Origin of the sequence: Solirubrobacter pauli (genome assembly GCF_003633755.1) — a bacterium.
GTDB classification, from domain to species: domain Bacteria; phylum Actinomycetota; class Thermoleophilia; order Solirubrobacterales; family Solirubrobacteraceae; genus Solirubrobacter; species Solirubrobacter pauli.
This window is the reverse complement of sequence record NZ_RBIL01000002.1, coordinates 1,984,393-1,998,989: the sequence shown is the minus strand read 5'-3', so window position 1 is coordinate 1,998,989 and position 14,597 is coordinate 1,984,393. Positions and strand designations below refer to the sequence as shown.

Here is a 14,597-nt window from a genome sequence, read left to right as displayed (position 1 = left end):
CCCGGCGTGACAAGCCGCAAGTAGCATCGATCGGGTGCGTGTCCTCGCCCTGCTCCTCACGACCGGCCTGCTCGTCACCGCCTGCGGCGAGGCACCCAAGCCGGCGGCGAACGCCCGCGTCACGCTCAAGCTCGACCTCCCGGACGACGGTGGCAGCGTCCGCGAGGACCGCGTCATGGTGCAGGGGACCGTCAGCCCGGCGGACGCGGCGGTGCGCATCGGCGGGGAGGACGCCGAGGTCGACGGCGGCGAGTTCTCCAAGGAGGTCGCGCTCGAGCCGGGTGGCAACGTCATCGACGTCACGGCCACGTCGCCCGGCCGGCGGCCGGCCACCGACGCGGTGCGCGTGGAGCGCGACATGCGCGTGGACGTGCCCGACGTCGTCGGGCAGGAGCTCGACCAGGCCAAGACGGCGATCGGCAAGGTCGGCCTGCGCACCGTCGAGGACGACCGCGGCAGCTGGCTGGACCGGGTGATCCCGGGCACTGACCACGTCTGCTCGACCAGCCCGGACGCCGGCACGCCCGTCGAGAAGGGCACGACCGTCACGCTGGTCATCCAGCGTGAGTGCTAGTCCGGCTCGGCCGCGATCATCGTGATCCGCGGCTTGCCGCGCTCGAGGATCACGTCCCAGGTCATCGTGCCGGTGGTCGCGCCGGTGCGGTAGCGGGCGGTGGCCCGGCCGATCGGGCCGCCCTCGGCCTCGAGCCCTTCCAGCACGAACTCGCGCTGCGGGTTCCGGGCGAACTGGTCGCGGTAGACGGCGACCACCTCGGCCCGGCCGCGCTGGCGGTCGGTGGGGAACACGCGCTGCGCGTCCGACGTGAGCAGGCGGGACATCTTGGCCGAGTCTTCGGCCGAGTAGGCGGAGGCGAACTGGCGTGCCAGGCGCTCGACCTGCGCTTCGCTGACGGGTGAGCCGGGCGGCGGGATCTCGTCGCTGTCGCCGGGGATCGCGGCGACGCCGATCGCGCCCGCGGCGAGCACCGCAGCGGCCCCGACGAGCAGCCAGCGCGGCCGCTTGCGCGCGCGGTAGGTGCGCAGCGGGGACGTGTCCGGGCCGGCGGCGACGCCGTCGACGGTCGGGGTGGGGACGGCCCACAGCGCGTCGTCGCGGCGCATGGTGGGGGCGGCCGCGCCGCGCGCGACGGAACGTTCCTCCTCGGTGACCGACCGGCCTTCGGCGGCGGCCAGCGAGGCGCGCCCGAAGTCGCCGGCCGACGGGTACCGGTCGGCGGGGTCCTTGGCCAGCGCGCGGGTGAGCACGCGGTTGAACTCCGGCCCCGCGCCGATCGCCACCGGCGGCGGGTCGTGCAGGTGCGCCAGCATCGTCTGCGGGACGGTCTCGCGGATGAACGGCGGCCGGCCGGTGAGCGCGGCGAAGAGCACGCAGCCGAGCGCGTAGACGTCGGCGCGCGCGTCGCTCGGGCCGGGCTTGAACTGCTCCGGCGCCATGTAGTCGACCGTGCCGAGGAAGTGCCCGCCGGTGGTGACGTTGGTCTCCGCGCTCGCCAGGCGGGTGAGCCCGAAGTCGGCGAGGTAGGCGTGGTCGCCGCTGAGCAGCACGTTGGCGGGCTTGACGTCGCGGTGCACCAGCCCGGCCGCGTGGGCGGCGTCCAGCGCGCCCGCGACCTGGCTGATGATCGACGCGGCGCGCTCGGCGTCGATCCGCCCGTGCGCGCGCAGCTCCTTGTGCAGGTCGGTCCCCTCGACCCACCGCATCACGATGTAGAGCCGGCCGTCCTCCTCGCCCGCCTCGTAGACGGGGATGACGTTCGGGTGATCGATCGCGGCGGCCATCCGCGACTCGCGCTGGAAGCGCTCGCGGAAGTCCGAGTCGGCGGCGTGCTCGGGCGCGATCAGCTTCAGCGCGACCGGGCGCCCGAGCGACAGCTGCGTCGCCCGGTAGACGATGCCCATCCCACCGCGACCGGCCACGGACTCGATCCGGCACCCGGCAATATGAGCGCCCTCGAGCACATCGGTCACGCGTTCAAGTGTGACGAACGTGTGCCTCGTCGCCGTGCTGTGTGAGCCATTGCGCCAGCGCGTGGGCCAGATCGGCGCGCTCGCGGCCGTGGCGGACGCTGAGCTCGGAGTGGGTGAAGGTTCCCGCGACCGTGATCGCGACCCGCGTGCGCCCGTCGCCGAGGGCCGTGACGGTGAAGCCCACGTTCGCCTCGGGCGTGGCCACGAACGTCACGCGTCGCTCGAAGCGTTCGGAGGTCTCGGCGCCCGTCACCTGGAGCAGCGCGCGGCGGATCAGCGCGCCCGCGTCGCCGTCCACCTCGGCCACGGCCTCCGCGGTGGCCCAGCGCTGCCCGGTGCGCGAGCCGTCCGCGTGCAGCGCGCGGAAGCGCCGCGCGGCCAGCACGCCCGCGGCGACCAGCAACAGCAGCAGGACCAGGCTGACCACGGCCTCTAAGGTGCCCGCGATGGACCCGATTGATGCCGGACGCCTGCGTGAGGACCTCGAGCGGCTCGTCCGCATCCCGTCGGTCGCGTTCGACGGCCACCCGGCCGAGCCGCTGCACGAGGCCGCTGCGCTCGTGCGCGACCTGCTGCCCGGCTCGCGCTACGTCGACGTGCCCGGGGAGGCGCCGAGCGTCTACGCCGAATACGGGGCGGCGGGCGACGGCCCGACGGTCCTGCTGTACGCGCACTACGACGTGCAGCCCGCACCGGCCGACGGCTGGGAGAGCGACCCGTTCGAGCCGACCCTGCGCGGCACGCGGCTGTACGGGCGCGGCGCCGCCGACGACAAGTCCGGCGTCGTCGCGCACCTCGCCGCCCTGCGCGCGCTCGACTTCACGCCGCCGGTGCACACCAAGGTCCTGATCGAGGGCTCGGAGGAGAACGGGCGCCAGCGCATCCTCGAGGTCGTCGACGCGCAGCCCGACCTCATGCGCGCCGACGTGCTGGTGATCGCCGACGGCGGCAACTGGAAGCTGGGGGAGCCGACGCTGTGCACGACGCTGCGCGGCCACGGCAAGCTGACCGTCACGCTCCGCACGCTCGAGAACGCGCTGCACTCCGGCCAGTTCGGCGGCGCCGCGCCCGACGCGCTGCTCGCGCTGACCCGCCTGCTCGCGAGCCTGCACGACGACGCCGGCGACGTGGCGGTGGACGGCCTCACCGACGGCGCGTGGGACGGCGCGGACCTCCCCGAAGCCGACTTCCGCCGCCAGGCGGGCGTGCTCGAAGGCGTCGGGCTCGTCGGCAGCGGCAGCGTCGGCGACCGCCTGTGGGCGCGCCACGCGATCTCCGTCCTCGGCCTCGACGCGCCCCCGGTCGAGGGCGCGGGGAACATCGTCATCCCGGCGGCGCGCGCGAAGGTCGCGGTGCGGGTCCCGCCGGGCGCCGACCCGGTCGCGTCGATGCAGGCCGTCGAGCGTCACCTGCGCGCCCACGCGCCGTGGGAGGCGCGGCTCGAGATCGACGTCGAGCCCGCGTCCTCGCCGCTCGCGTTGGCGGCGGACGCGGCCGCGGCCGCGGCGCTGGAGACCGCGTACGGCAAGCCCGTCGCGGTCATGGGCAGCGGCGGCTCGATCCCGCTCGTCGCCCGGCTCGCCGACGTCTACCCGGAGGCCAAGATCGTCCTCTGGGGCGCGCAGGACTCCGACGCGGCGCAGATCCACGCCGCCAACGAGTCCGTCGACCTCGCCGAGCTGGAGGCGATCGCGCGCACGGAGGCGCTCTTCCTCACGCAGCTGGCACGCGGCTGATCCGCTCGCAGCTGGCCGAGACGAGATCGACCGGGTCCACGAGCGCGACGTCGTCGCCGCTGTCGCACACGACGCGGTCGGCCTCGCCGTCGCGCGCGTCGAGCCGGTCGTCGCCTGCGCCGCCGTAGAGCTCGTCGCGGCCCTTGCCGCCGACGATCACGTCGTCGCCCTGCGCGCCCCAGAGGTGGTTGGCGGCGTCCGAGCCGACGATCGTCACCGGACCGGCGGTCGGACGGGGCACGTCCGCGTCGTAGGGCAGTGCGGCGATGACGTCCTCGACGTCCGGCAGCACGTTGTTGCCCTCGCCCGCCAGCCCGTCGTCCGCGACGCCGTCCAGCGTGATCGAGCGCGGCCCGCGCGTGTCGGGGCTCAGGTACGCGGTGTCGATCCCGCTGCCGCCCTGCAAGGTCGCGGCCCGGTGCGCCGTCAGCGAGTCGTCCCCGGGCCCGCCGTCCAGCAGCCCGCCGCGGAAGCTGACGAGGGTGTCCTCACCGGCGCCACCGTGGACCGTGACGGGGACCGTCGCCTGCACCGCGTCGCTGCCGGGACCGCCGAGGACGACCACCTGGCGCACGCCGGCGCAATCGTAGGCGCGGGTCATCACGCAGCCCTCGACCGCGATCGGCTGCTGCGGGGAGGACACGAAGACGTCGTAGCCCGGCGTGATCGACGGGGCGACGCTCAACGAGGTCGACGCGGCCGGGCCGGCGGTGTAGGTCAGCGTGCCGTCCCGGTTGACGAGGGTCGCCTGGCCCGGGGGCGGCAGAACGGGGTCCCCGCGCTCGCACGAGTCCGCGAGCTGGTCGATCGCGTCGGCGAGCACCGTGTCGGCGCCCGTCCCGCAGTCGACGCGGTCGGGCTCGCCGTCACGCGCGTCGATGGTGTCGTCGCCGCCGCCGGTGCGGATGACGTCGCGGCCGGCACCGCCCACGACCGTGTCGTGGTCCTCGCCGGTCGTGAGGTGGTTGGGGCGGTCGCTGCCGGTCAGCGTGACCGGGCCGGGCGGCTGGTCCGGAAGCCGCCAGAACGCGACCACGACGTCCTCGACGTCGCGCGCCAGGTGCACGCCGCCGATCCGCGACGACGCGTCCGTGGTCTGCACCGCGTCGATCCCGGGCCCACCGCGGAAGACCGTGCGGTCGCTGCCGTACAGCGCGTCGTCGCCGGCGCCGCCGCGGAGCTCGGTCGCACCGGTGTACGCCTCCAGCCTGTCCGGGCCGTCGCCCCCGAAGACGACGGCGCGCACGCGCAGCCGGCGGACGTCCACCCAGTCGGCTCCGCCGCGCGTGCGCACGACGACGCGTCGCACACGCCGGCACACGGCCGTGCCGGTGCGGATCGTCGTGCAGCCGCGCCCGTGCAGCGGCGTGGGCGCGCTGACGCGCACGGTCGCGCCGGTCGACCGCACCGTGAGCCGATCCTGCGCTCCGGTGCCCGTGTAGGTCAGCGTGCCGCCGCGGTTGACGAGCCGCGCGGCGTCGGCGCTCGCGGGCAGGCACAGCAGCGCGGCGCAGACCGCGAGGAGGAGGCGCACCATTGAGGGTTACAACGCGGGCGCGCCGGCGGCGTTGCGGAGATCGGTCGCGCCGGTGTCGAAGTCGATCGTGACCGTGAGGGCCTCACCGCGGGCGTAGGTGAGGACGTTGTCCTCCACCCGAGAGCGTGCGGTAGGGCGCGTCGGCGAAGCCGCGGCGGGCGGCGAGGAGCCGTCGGTAGAGCTGCAGGAGCGAGCCGGGGTCCTCGCGCTGGGCCTCGACGTTGACGCGCGCATGGTCGGGGGCGAACGGCAGCCACGGCTCGGCGTCGGTGAACGAGCCGGACGCGTCCCACTGCATCGGCGTGCGGACCGGGTCGCGGTTGCCGAACACCCACGGGTCGACGCGCCGCTCGGGCGGGATCGCGACGTCGCGCATGCCGATCTCGTCGCCGTAGTAGAGGGTCGGCGTGCCGCGGAGGGTGAGCAGGAGCGTCGCGGCCGCGCGCTCGTGGCCGGGCGGGAGCCGGGACGCGAGCCGCGGGCGGTCGTGGTTGCCGAGCACCCAGTTCGGCCACGCGCCGTCCGGGAGCGCGCCCTCGTAGCGCTCGATCAGCTCGGCCACGTCGTGTGCCGTCCACGGGGTGGAGAGCAGGTGGAAGTTCGACGGCAGATCCAGGCCGGACGCGTAGTAGGCGACGAGCCGCTCGATCGGCAGGTACAGCTCGCCCACGAGCAGGCGGTCGCCGACCGTGGCGCGGAAGTCGCGGATCGCGTCCTGCACCTCGGGGCGGTCGGTGGTGAAGTCGGGGAAGAGCGCCGAGTACGGGTCGTCGCCCTCCTGCCAGCTCGGGTTGGCGGGGTTGTCGCGCCGCTGGTCGTCCTTGATCAGCTGGCGCAGCGCGTCGATCCGGAAGCCGTCGGCGCCGTGGTCGCACCAGAAGCGCAGGACGTCGAGCATCGCGGCGCGCACGTCCGGGTTGCGCCAGTCCAGGTCGGGTTGCTCGGGCAGGTACGCGTGGTAGTAGAAGCGGTCGCCGTGCGGGCTCCACGCCGGGCCGCCGAAGTTCGAGACCCAGTTGTTCGGCACCGCGTCGGCCCAGAGGTAGTACTCGGGGTGCTCGGTGAACCACGGGTGCTCGATCGACGTGTGGTTCGGGACGTAGTCGAGGATCAGCTTGAGGCCGAGGCGGTGGGCCTCCTGCGCCAGCGCGTCGAAGTCCTCGACGGTGCCGAACCGCGGGTCGACGTCCGTGTGGTCGGACACGTCGTAGCCGAAGTCGGCCATCGGCGAGCGGTAGAACGGCGACAGCCAGATCCCGTCGACGCCGAGCCACTTCAGGTACGGCAGGCGGCGGCGGACGCCCGCGAGGTCACCGACACCGTCGGCGTTGGAGTCCTGGAACGAGCGCGGGTAGACCTGGTAGATCGCCCCGCGCTGCCACCAGGTCAGCTCCACGTCGCGAGCAGCTCCTCGGGGGTCGGCGCGACGGTGAGCCGGCGGCGCACCTCGGGGCGCAGGAACGCCTGGTCGACCGCGTGGTCCAGGAAGGCGGCGAAGCCGTCGTAGTAGCCCTTGGTGTTGATCAGGCCGAACGGCTTGTCGTGGATGCCGAGGTAGCTCCAGGTGTAGACCTCGACGAGCTCCTCGAGGGTGCCGATGCCGCCGGGGAGCGCGACGAACGCGTCGCTGAGCTCGGCCATCAGCGCCTTGCGCTCGTGCATGTTCCCGACGGTGTGCAGCTCGGTCAGGCCGGGGTGGGCGACCTCTTTGTCGACGAGCACCTGGGGGATGACGCCGACGACCTCGCCGCCGGCCTGGAGCGCGGAGTCGGCGACCAGGCCCATCAGGCCGACCGACGCGCCACCGTAGACGACGCGCACGCCGCGCTCGGCGAGCGCCGTGCCGACCTGCCGGGCGGCGTCGGCGTACGCGGGGTCCGCGCCGAGGCTCGCGCCGCAGTACACGCACACGCTCTTCACTTCAGGGCCTCGAGCAGGCGGTCGAGGTCGGACTCGTCGTTCCAGGCGCCGACGGACGCGCGCAGGTACGGCGTGCCGGGCAGGTTGCGGACGGCGACGCCGCGCTCACCCAGGCGTTCCCGCATGGCCTCGGGGTCCTTGACCTCGAACGAGACGAGCGTCGTGCGGCCGCGCGGGGCGACCGTGTAGCCGGCCTCGGCCAGGCGGGTCGCGAACGTCTCGGCGAGGTCCGCGGAGCGCGCGAGGACGGTGTCCAGGCCCTCGGCTTCGAGCACGTCCAGCGCATACTTCGAGAGCGCGACGGCCTCGCGTGGCAGCGGCAGGTCGAAGCGGCTCGCGCTGCCCTTGAACGTGCTCTCCAGGCCGTGGCTCGTGTCCTCGAACGAGTAGTACGTCGGGTTGATCGTGCGCACGCGCTCGCCGAACGCCGGGTCCAGGTAGAGCATGCCGGTGCCGTCGGCGCCGCACAGCCACTTCTGGCCGGCGGCGGCGTAGGCGACGCAGCCGAGCTGCTTGACGTCGACCGGTACCGCGCCGGTGCCCTGGGCGCCGTCGAGGATCACCGGGACGGGGACGTCCCGGAGCTCGGCGGGGGCGAGCTCGCCCGTGATCCAGCTCACGTGCGAGGCGGCGACGAGCGTCGTGCGGGCGCTCACCGCGTTCGCCAGCTCCGCGAACGGCACGGCCTTCACCGTCGCGCCGCGGTGACGGGCCGCGATCAGCGGCCCGAGCAGACCCGGGTGCTCGGCGTCGGACGTGACGATCTCGTCACCGGGACCGATGTCCAGCCCGGCCAGGACGGCGCCGAGCCCGGCGCTCGTCCCGCTCGTGACCGCCACGTCCTCCGGGGAGCAGTGCATCGCCCGGGCGTACCCGGCGCGCAGCTCGTCGCCGAGCTCGTGCCGGCGCATGAAGTGCGGCATCAGCCGCCCCTGCCCGACCTGCTGGTCGAGCTCGGCGCGCGCCGCCTCCGCAGCGGCGCGCGGGATCGGGCCGTCGGTGCCCGCGTTCAGGTACGCGAGGCCTTCGAGGACGGGGAACTCGTCGCGGAACGCCATACGGCCGCGGACCCTAGCGTCCGCACACCGGCCAGGGCGAAGCGCCCTCGCGCGCGTAGAGCAACGCGGCGCGCTGGTTCTGCTCAGCCTCCGACGCGGCGGCCGGGTTGCCGCTCCCGCCGACGCTCGCCCACGTCTGCAACGTGAACTGGTACTTGCCGTAGAACCCGTTGCCGGTGTTCGTTCCCGGGTTCCCGCCCGACTCGCACGCGGCGATCGCCTCGAGCGCGGGGGACGCGGTCGCATCGCGCTGCGCCCGCGCGCCCCGGGCCTTGCGCCTGCGCTCCTGGCGCTCCCGGCGCTTGATGTCCGAACGGAGCGATCGGATCCGACGCGCGATCGTCGCCGGCGGATCATCAGCCACCCGTCGCCGGTACTTGACGGGCGAGAACCCGCGGTCCTCGTGCTCGGCCAGCCGGCGGGCCAGTCGCCACGCCTTGCGCGTGAGCCGTTCCTGCGCGAGCTCGGTGTGCGCCTCGCGCATCTGCGATTCGATCGTCAGGTGCCCGCCGAGGGGCGCCTGGAAGTCCGACTGCGCGGCCCCTGAGGCCGACGCGGGTACTGCGAGAGTCGCGGCGCCCACGGCCAACAGAACGGTCGTGGTCGTTCGCATGGTGCTTCCTTCCTTCGCTTGCGGCGAGCGGAGCACGGTAGCGATCGTGGCGTGCAACGCGGTTCGAACCATTGCGTCGCACTAGCATCCATGCGCGATGCGCGTCCCGCTTCCCGACGGCTCTGTCCGTGAGCTCCCCGACGGCTCCACCGGAGCCGACCTCGCCGCCGACATCGGTCCGGGCCTTGCCCGGGCGGCGCTGGCCATTCGCGTCCTTGACGAGAGCAAGCCGGAGCAGCGCGACGGGACGGCCTATGACGACGGCCGGATCATCGACCTCGACGTGCCGCTCAAGGACAACCAGCCGATCGAGATCCTGACGGCGAAGGCGGGTGACGGGGACGCGCTGAAGCTGCTGCGGCACGACATCGCGCACGTGCTGGCCGAGAGCGTCCTCGAGCTGTACCCGGGCACGAAGGTGTCCATCGGGCCGCCGATCGCGGACGGGTTCTACTACGACTTCGACTTCCCCGACGGCGTCACGATCAACGAGGACGACTTCCCGAAGATCGAAGCGCAGATGCGCAAGCACGTGAAGGCGGCCGAGCCGTTCGTGCGCAGCGAGGCGACGACCGCCGAGGCGATCGACCGGTACCTGCGTGAGGACCAGCCGTACAAGGTCGAGCTGATCGAGGACCTGGTGAAGAACCAGGGCGTGCAGACCGTCGGCATCTACACCAACGGCGAGTTCCGGGACCTGTGCCGCGGGCCGCACGCGCCCGACACGGGCCGGGCCAAGGCGTTCAAGCTCACCTCCGTCGCCGGCGCGTACTGGCGCGGTGACGCGAACCGCCAGATGCTCACGCGCATCTACGGCACCGCGTTCGCGACCAAGGACGAGCTCGCCGAGCACCTGGAGCGCCTCGAGGAGGCGCGCAAGCGCGACCACCGCCGGCTCGGCCGCGAGCTCGGCCTGTTCGCGTTCTCGGAGACCGCGACGGGATCGGCCTTCTGGCTCCCGCACGGCACCCAGCTGTTCAACACGCTGGTCGGGCTCTCGCGCGAGATGGGCGAGCAGCGCGGCTACACCGAGGTCAAGACCCCGCAGCTGTTCGACTCGCAGCTGTGGAAGACCTCGGGCCACTGGGACAAGTACCGCGACAACATGTTCGTGACCGAGTCCGAGGGCAAGCAGCTTGCGCTGAAGCCGATGAACTGCCCCGGGCACTGCCAGCTCTACAAGCTGCAGAAGTTCTCGTACCGCGATCTGCCGGTCCGCTACTCCGAGCCCGGCCTGCTGCACCGCAACGAGCTCTCGGGGACGCTGCACGGGCTGATGCGCGTGCGCCACTTCGCGCAGGACGACGCCCACATCTTCTGCACCGAGGATCAGCTGCAGGACGAGGTCACGGCCGCGCTGGAGTTCGCGTTCGCGACCTACCGGATGTTCGGCTTCGACGTCGAGGTCGAGCTCTCGACCCGTCCCGAGCAGCGGATCGGCGCCGAGGAGCTGTGGGACCGCTCGGAGGCCGCGCTGGAAGCCGCGCTGAAGGCCAACGACCTGGACTACCGCGTCAACGAGGGCGACGGCGCGTTCTACGGCCCGAAGATCGACCTGCACATGCGGGACTCGCTGGGCCGCTCGTGGCAGCTCGGCACGGTCCAGCTCGACTACAACTTCCCGGAGCGGTTCGAGCTCACCTACACCGGCGCCGACAACGCCGAGCACCGCCCCGTGATGATCCATCGTGCGCTGATGGGCTCCTACGAGCGCTTCATCGGCATCCTGATCGAGCACTACGGCGGCGACTTCCCGGCCTGGCTCGCGCCGGTCCAGGCGATCGTCCTCCCGGTGTCGGACCGTCACATCGACTACGCGAACGAGCTCAAGGCGCAGCTGAGCGACTTCCGGGTCGAGGTCGACCACCGCACCGAGTCGATCGGGCGCAAGATCCGCGACGGCGAGCTGCGCAAGATCCCGTACATGCTCGTGGTCGGCGACCGCGAGGTGGAGGAGCAGACCGCCTCGGTGCGCCGGCACAAGGAAGGCGACCAGGGCGCGCTGTCGGTCGAGGCCCTCAAGGAGCGGCTCTCGGCGCCTGAGTAGACGGGGACCCGTGGGCGTCCGTGCCCCGCGGGTGTCCCGAGTCGCCGTCGACGAATCCGTGTCTCCGGCTGCCCTCCTCCGAAAGAGGAGCAACAGCCGGAGTAGTCGGATGGCTTCAGGGTTCGTTGAGCGGTTTTGTCAGCCTGCTTACAGGCGGAACGTGGCGACGAGCTGCTCGAGCGTCTCAGCGCTGTCGGCGAGCTCGCGCGCGGAGGCAGCGATCTCCTGGGTCGAGGCACTCGTCTGCTGCGTGGAGGCGGACACCTGCTCGCTCGAGGCGCTGGCCGACTCGGCCACCGTGGCCACGCCGACGATGTCCTCGGCCATCGTCGCCGACTCGCGGGAGAGCTCCTCGACGCCGGACGAGATCTGCCGGACACGCGCGGAGACGTCCTCGACGGCCGTGCCGATCTCCTGGAAGGCTTGCCGGGCGCGTTCCACCGTCTCGGTGCCGCCGCGCGTGCGCTCGGCGGTGCCGTGGACCATCTCCACGACGCTGCCGGTCTCGGTCTGGATCTCGCCGACCAGCCCGGAGATCTGGCCCGCCGCGGCCTGTGACTCCTCGGCCAGCTTGCGGACCTCCTCGGCGACGACCGCGAAGCCGCGGCCCTGCTCGCCGGCGCGGGCGGCTTCGATCGCGGCGTTGAGCGCGAGCAGGTTCGTCTGCTCGGCGAGGCCGGTGATCGTGTCCACGATGCCGCCGATGCGGTCGGACTTCGCGGCGAGCTGCTGGATCGCGTCGGTGACGTCCTCGGAGGAGGCGGCGAGCGCGCGCATCGCGGCGGACGCCTCGTCGGCGGCTCCGAGACCCTCGACGGAGACGGCGTGGGCGCGCGAGGCGCGCTCGGCGGCGTCGGCCGCCTGACCCGCGCTGTCCCGCGCGGTCTCGGCGGCCCGCTCGGCCGCCTCCCGCACCGACTCGACCTTCTGGACCTGGATGTTGGTGCCCTCGGCGACATCGCCGATCGCGCTCGCGATCTCGTGGACCGCGCGGCCGGCCTCCTCGGAGGTCGACGCCATCTGGTGCGACGCGGCGGAGACCTCACCGGCGGTGCCGGTGACGCGGCCGACGACGTCGCGCAGGTCGTTCACGAGCTTGGTGAACGCGTTGCCGAGCAGGTCGCGCTCCGAGCGGGGCTTGGCGTCGACGGTCAGGTCGCCACCGGCGACCTGCTCGGCGAGCGTCGCCTTCTCGCGCAGGTACTCGACGGTGCGCCCGACGGCGGTCGAGAGGCGCCCGACCTCGTCGTCGCGCTCGCCGGTCGACAGCTGGACGTCGACGTCGCCGTCGGCCAACCGCTCCGCGGCCTCGGTGACGGCCACGATCGGACGCGTCAGGCGCGTGGCGACGAACACGAGCACGCCGCCGATCGCGACGAGCGCGAGCAGGGCGAGCAGCAGCATCTGGTTGCGCAGGCTGTGGACGGGCGCGAGGACCTCGTCCACCGGCACGGAGGTGATGACCGACCAGCCGGCCGACGTGATCGGCGACCACGTGACGACCGAGCGCTTGCCGGTGAAGGGGTCGGTCGTCTCCAGCTGGCCGCCCTTGCCGGCCGCGACGGCGTCGGAGATCGTCTTCAGGTCCGGGTTCTGCTTCTCCACGGCGAGCTTGGCCAGCGTCGCCTTGCCGTTGAGCTTGGAGTCGCGAGCGGCGACGACCATGCCCTTGGCGCTGACCGCGAGGGCGTGGCCGCTGTCGAGCACCTTGATCTTCGCGACCGGCGCGAAGATCGTCTTGAGCGGACCGCCGACCAGCACGTAGCCGACGACCTCGCCGTTGCGGCGCACCGGGGCCGTGAACGTGCCCTTGGGGTCGCCCTCATAGACGATCGGCTCAGCGGCGATCGTGCCCGGGTTCGCCTTCTGCGCGGCGAGGTCGGGCGACTTGGGGTCGAACTTGCCGATCGGGAACGGCGTGATCTTGCCCTCGGCGCGCGCGACGGCGGGAACGGAGCCGGCGAGCGGGCCCGCCAGCGTGCCCGTGTAAGAGCCGGGTGGCACGTAGGCGATGATCGCCTCGGCGAGCTCGTTGGTGGCCAGCTGGCCGCTGAGCAACCCGTAGGCCGCCTTGTTGTCGAGGCCGAGCGTGGCGTCGATGTCGGCCGCCGCCGAGGCGGCGAGCCGCTTCTGGGCCGAGACCTGGGTCTCGACGCGCGCGGCCTCGGCCTGCGTGCGCTCGGACAGCGTCTGGTACGCGGAGTCGGTCTCGTGTGACGTCGCGCGCGAGACCGACAAGAGGGTGAGGGCCCCGACGGCCACCACCACGGCCGGTAGGACGAGGAGCAGCATCCGGCTCCTCAGCGATTTGATCCTGAAGCTCATGCCGGGGTGTTCGGCCCAGCGCGCTCGTGCTTGAAGGAACGAGAGGTTTCCGCGCGCGGGCAGAATCTGTCTATACTGGTGGGCGTTGAATACGCGTTCCCAGACCGCGCCGCGTTCTTGACGCTCGGCGCCCACACCAGCTAAATGCCGGTCCCTCGTAGGTTCGACCGGCAGCCGCCGGAGCGCGATACCACCCGCGTCAACGAACGCATCCGCGTTCCCGAGGTCCGTCTCATCGACGACACCGGTCAGCAGGTTGGCATCATGCGCACCCAAGACGCCCTGCGGCGGGCACAGGAGAAGGACCTCGACCTGGTCGAGGTGGCTGCGGAGGCCAAGCCCCCCGTGGTCCGCATCCTGGACTACTCGAAGTACAAGTACGAGCAGGCGCAGAAGGCCAAGTCGGCCCGAAAGCACCAGCAGACGATCAACGTCCGTGAGATCAAGTTCCGGCCGAAGATCGCCCAGCACGACTACGACACGAAGAAGGGCCACGTCGAGCGCTTCCTGAAGGCGCGCGACAAGGTCAAGGTCACGATCATGTTCCGAGGGCGCGAGATGGCCCATCCGGAGCGTGGCGAGATGATCCTCAATCGCCTCGCCGAAGATCTGGACGAGCTCGCCGTCGTGGAGCAGCGTCCCCAGCAGGACGGCCGCAACATGACCATGATGCTCGGCCCGGGCAAGTTGCCCGAGGCTGAAGACAAGCCCGAATGAGCTGACTCGGCGGGGCGGTGAGGGTCACCCCGAAGCGGGTGGCTATACTGCCTCGCCGGTTATGCCCAAGATGAAGTCGCACTCCGGCGCAAAGAAGCGCTTCAAGGTCACTGGTACCGGCAAGGTCGTGGCCCGTCACTCCTTCTCGAGCCACATCCTCGAGAAGAAGTCACCCAAGCGCAAGCGTCATATGGCGCTGCCGATCGTGCTCGTCAAGGGTGACGCCAGCCGTGCAAAGACGATGCTGAACGGAAACGGCCGATGACCCGCGTCAAGCGCAGCGTCCACGCCAAGAAGAAGCGTCGCGAAGTCCTCGAGCGGACGAAGGGCTTCCGCGGGGAGGCCAACTCCTCGTACAAGCGCGCGAAGGAAGCGATGATGAAGGCGGACGCGTACGCGTACCGCGATCGTCGCAACCGCAAGCGTGACTTCCGCCGCCTGTGGATCACCCGCATCAACGCGGCTGCCCGCCAGGAGGGCATGTCGTACGGCACGTTCATCCACGGCCTGTCGCTGGCCGGCGTCGAGCTGGACCGCAAGGTCCTGGCCGACATCGCCGTGCGCGACCCCGAGACCTTCCGCCGATTCGTCGACCGCGCCCGCGAGGCCTCGGCGGCCTAGGCAACCTCGAATCCGCCGAGCCTTCACAAGGGCG

14 protein-coding genes are annotated in these 14,597 nt (G+C 72.2%); 6 read left to right on the top strand and 8 right to left on the bottom strand.

Annotated elements, in window-relative coordinates:
- The first annotated feature begins 34 nt into the window (after positions 1–34).
- Positions 35–574 (top strand): PASTA domain-containing protein, encoded by a 540-nt coding sequence (locus C8N24_RS28940; protein WP_121256761.1) that lies wholly within the window; start codon positions 35–37, stop codon positions 572–574.
- On the opposite strand, the gene C8N24_RS28935 is transcribed toward C8N24_RS28940, so the two are convergent.
- Both C8N24_RS28935 and C8N24_RS28930 read right to left on the bottom strand, forming a co-directional pair.
- Positions 571–1,938 (bottom strand): protein kinase domain-containing protein, encoded by a 1,368-nt coding sequence (locus C8N24_RS28935; protein WP_147448034.1) that lies wholly within the window; start codon positions 1,936–1,938, stop codon positions 571–573. The two genes, C8N24_RS28940 and C8N24_RS28935, sit on opposite strands and share 4 nt — an antisense overlap.
- Before the next feature lie 55 nt (positions 1,939–1,993).
- Positions 1,994–2,416, bottom strand: a complete 423-nt coding sequence (locus C8N24_RS28930; RefSeq protein WP_121256756.1) for a hypothetical protein — start codon at positions 2,414–2,416, stop codon at positions 1,994–1,996.
- Between the two features lie 19 nt (positions 2,417–2,435).
- Here C8N24_RS28930 and C8N24_RS28925 point away from each other — a divergent pair, with 19 nt between their 5' ends.
- Positions 2,436–3,725 carry a M20/M25/M40 family metallo-hydrolase gene (locus C8N24_RS28925; protein WP_121256753.1) on the top strand — a complete coding sequence of 430 codons (1,290 nt, stop codon included), beginning with the start codon at positions 2,436–2,438 and terminating at the stop codon, positions 3,723–3,725.
- Here C8N24_RS28925 and C8N24_RS28920 read toward each other — a convergent pair.
- The 5 genes from C8N24_RS28920 to C8N24_RS35750 all read right to left on the bottom strand — a co-directional run bounded on the left by C8N24_RS28920 (position 3,703) and on the right by C8N24_RS35750 (position 8,823).
- Entirely contained in the window at positions 3,703–5,259 is a 1,557-nt protein-coding gene (locus C8N24_RS28920; protein WP_170179496.1) for a calcium-binding protein, read from the bottom strand. The two genes, C8N24_RS28925 and C8N24_RS28920, sit on opposite strands and share 23 nt — an antisense overlap.
- Before the next feature lie 85 nt (positions 5,260–5,344).
- Positions 5,345–6,658, bottom strand: coding sequence for an alpha-amylase family glycosyl hydrolase (locus C8N24_RS28915; RefSeq protein WP_121256749.1), 1,314 nt, complete (start codon positions 6,656–6,658; stop codon positions 5,345–5,347).
- Positions 6,649–7,182 (bottom strand): LOG family protein, encoded by a 534-nt coding sequence (locus tag C8N24_RS28910; protein ID WP_121256747.1) that lies wholly within the window; start codon positions 7,180–7,182, stop codon positions 6,649–6,651. Before C8N24_RS28910 ends, C8N24_RS28915 begins: the two co-directional genes overlap by 10 nt.
- Positions 7,179–8,240: an aminotransferase class V-fold PLP-dependent enzyme gene (locus C8N24_RS28905; RefSeq protein WP_121256743.1), complete on the bottom strand. Its 1,062-nt coding sequence runs from the start codon at positions 8,238–8,240 to the stop codon at positions 7,179–7,181. The genes C8N24_RS28910 and C8N24_RS28905 overlap by 4 nt, the downstream gene beginning before the upstream one ends.
- Positions 8,241–8,253: 13 nt before the next feature.
- Positions 8,254–8,823: a transglycosylase family protein gene (locus C8N24_RS35750; protein ID WP_281272678.1), complete on the bottom strand. Its 570-nt coding sequence runs from the start codon at positions 8,821–8,823 to the stop codon at positions 8,254–8,256.
- Between the two features lie 127 nt (positions 8,824–8,950).
- Between C8N24_RS35750 and thrS the strand changes: the two genes are divergently transcribed.
- Positions 8,951–10,900, top strand: a complete 1,950-nt coding sequence (gene thrS, locus C8N24_RS28895; protein ID WP_121256738.1) for a threonine--tRNA ligase — start codon at positions 8,951–8,953, stop codon at positions 10,898–10,900.
- Between the two features lie 147 nt (positions 10,901–11,047).
- Here the strand turns inward: thrS and C8N24_RS28890 are convergent, their stop codons facing one another.
- The gene (locus C8N24_RS28890; RefSeq protein ID WP_170179495.1) at positions 11,048–13,192 is read right to left on the bottom strand and encodes a methyl-accepting chemotaxis protein; all 2,145 of its coding nucleotides are present in this window, start codon (positions 13,190–13,192) and stop codon (positions 11,048–11,050) included.
- A gap of 177 nt (positions 13,193–13,369) precedes the next feature.
- Between C8N24_RS28890 and infC the strand changes: the two genes are divergently transcribed.
- The 3 genes from infC (at position 13,370) to rplT (ending at position 14,563) form a co-directional block, all read left to right on the top strand.
- Entirely contained in the window at positions 13,370–13,942 is a 573-nt protein-coding gene (infC, locus tag C8N24_RS28885; RefSeq protein WP_121256733.1) for a translation initiation factor IF-3, read from the top strand.
- 61 nt (positions 13,943–14,003) lie between these two features.
- A complete protein-coding gene (gene rpmI / locus C8N24_RS28880; protein ID WP_121256730.1) occupies positions 14,004–14,207 on the top strand; it encodes a 50S ribosomal protein L35 in 204 nt (67 codons plus the stop codon).
- Positions 14,204–14,563: a 50S ribosomal protein L20 gene (gene rplT, locus C8N24_RS28875; RefSeq protein WP_121256728.1), complete on the top strand. Its 360-nt coding sequence runs from the start codon at positions 14,204–14,206 to the stop codon at positions 14,561–14,563. The genes rpmI and rplT overlap by 4 nt, the downstream gene beginning before the upstream one ends.
- Positions 14,564–14,597 lie beyond the last annotated feature (34 nt).

Bases quoted from the DNA above. Each gene is read 5' to 3' on its own strand.
- rplT (WP_121256728.1), top strand. From the start codon at position 14,204: ATGACCCGCGTCAAGCGCAGCGTCCACGCCAAGAAGAAGCGTCGCGAA.
- C8N24_RS28890 (WP_170179495.1), bottom strand. From the start codon at position 13,192: ATGCTGCTCCTCGTCCTACCGGCCGTGGTGGTGGCCGTCGGGGCCCTC.
- C8N24_RS28925 (WP_121256753.1), top strand. From the start codon at position 2,436: ATGGACCCGATTGATGCCGGACGCCTGCGTGAGGACCTCGAGCGGCTC.
- thrS (WP_121256738.1), top strand. From the start codon at position 8,951: ATGCGCGTCCCGCTTCCCGACGGCTCTGTCCGTGAGCTCCCCGACGGC.
- infC (WP_121256733.1), top strand. From the start codon at position 13,370: ATGCCGGTCCCTCGTAGGTTCGACCGGCAGCCGCCGGAGCGCGATACC.
- rpmI (WP_121256730.1), top strand. From the start codon at position 14,004: ATGCCCAAGATGAAGTCGCACTCCGGCGCAAAGAAGCGCTTCAAGGTC.
- C8N24_RS28905 (WP_121256743.1), bottom strand. From the start codon at position 8,240: ATGGCGTTCCGCGACGAGTTCCCCGTCCTCGAAGGCCTCGCGTACCTG.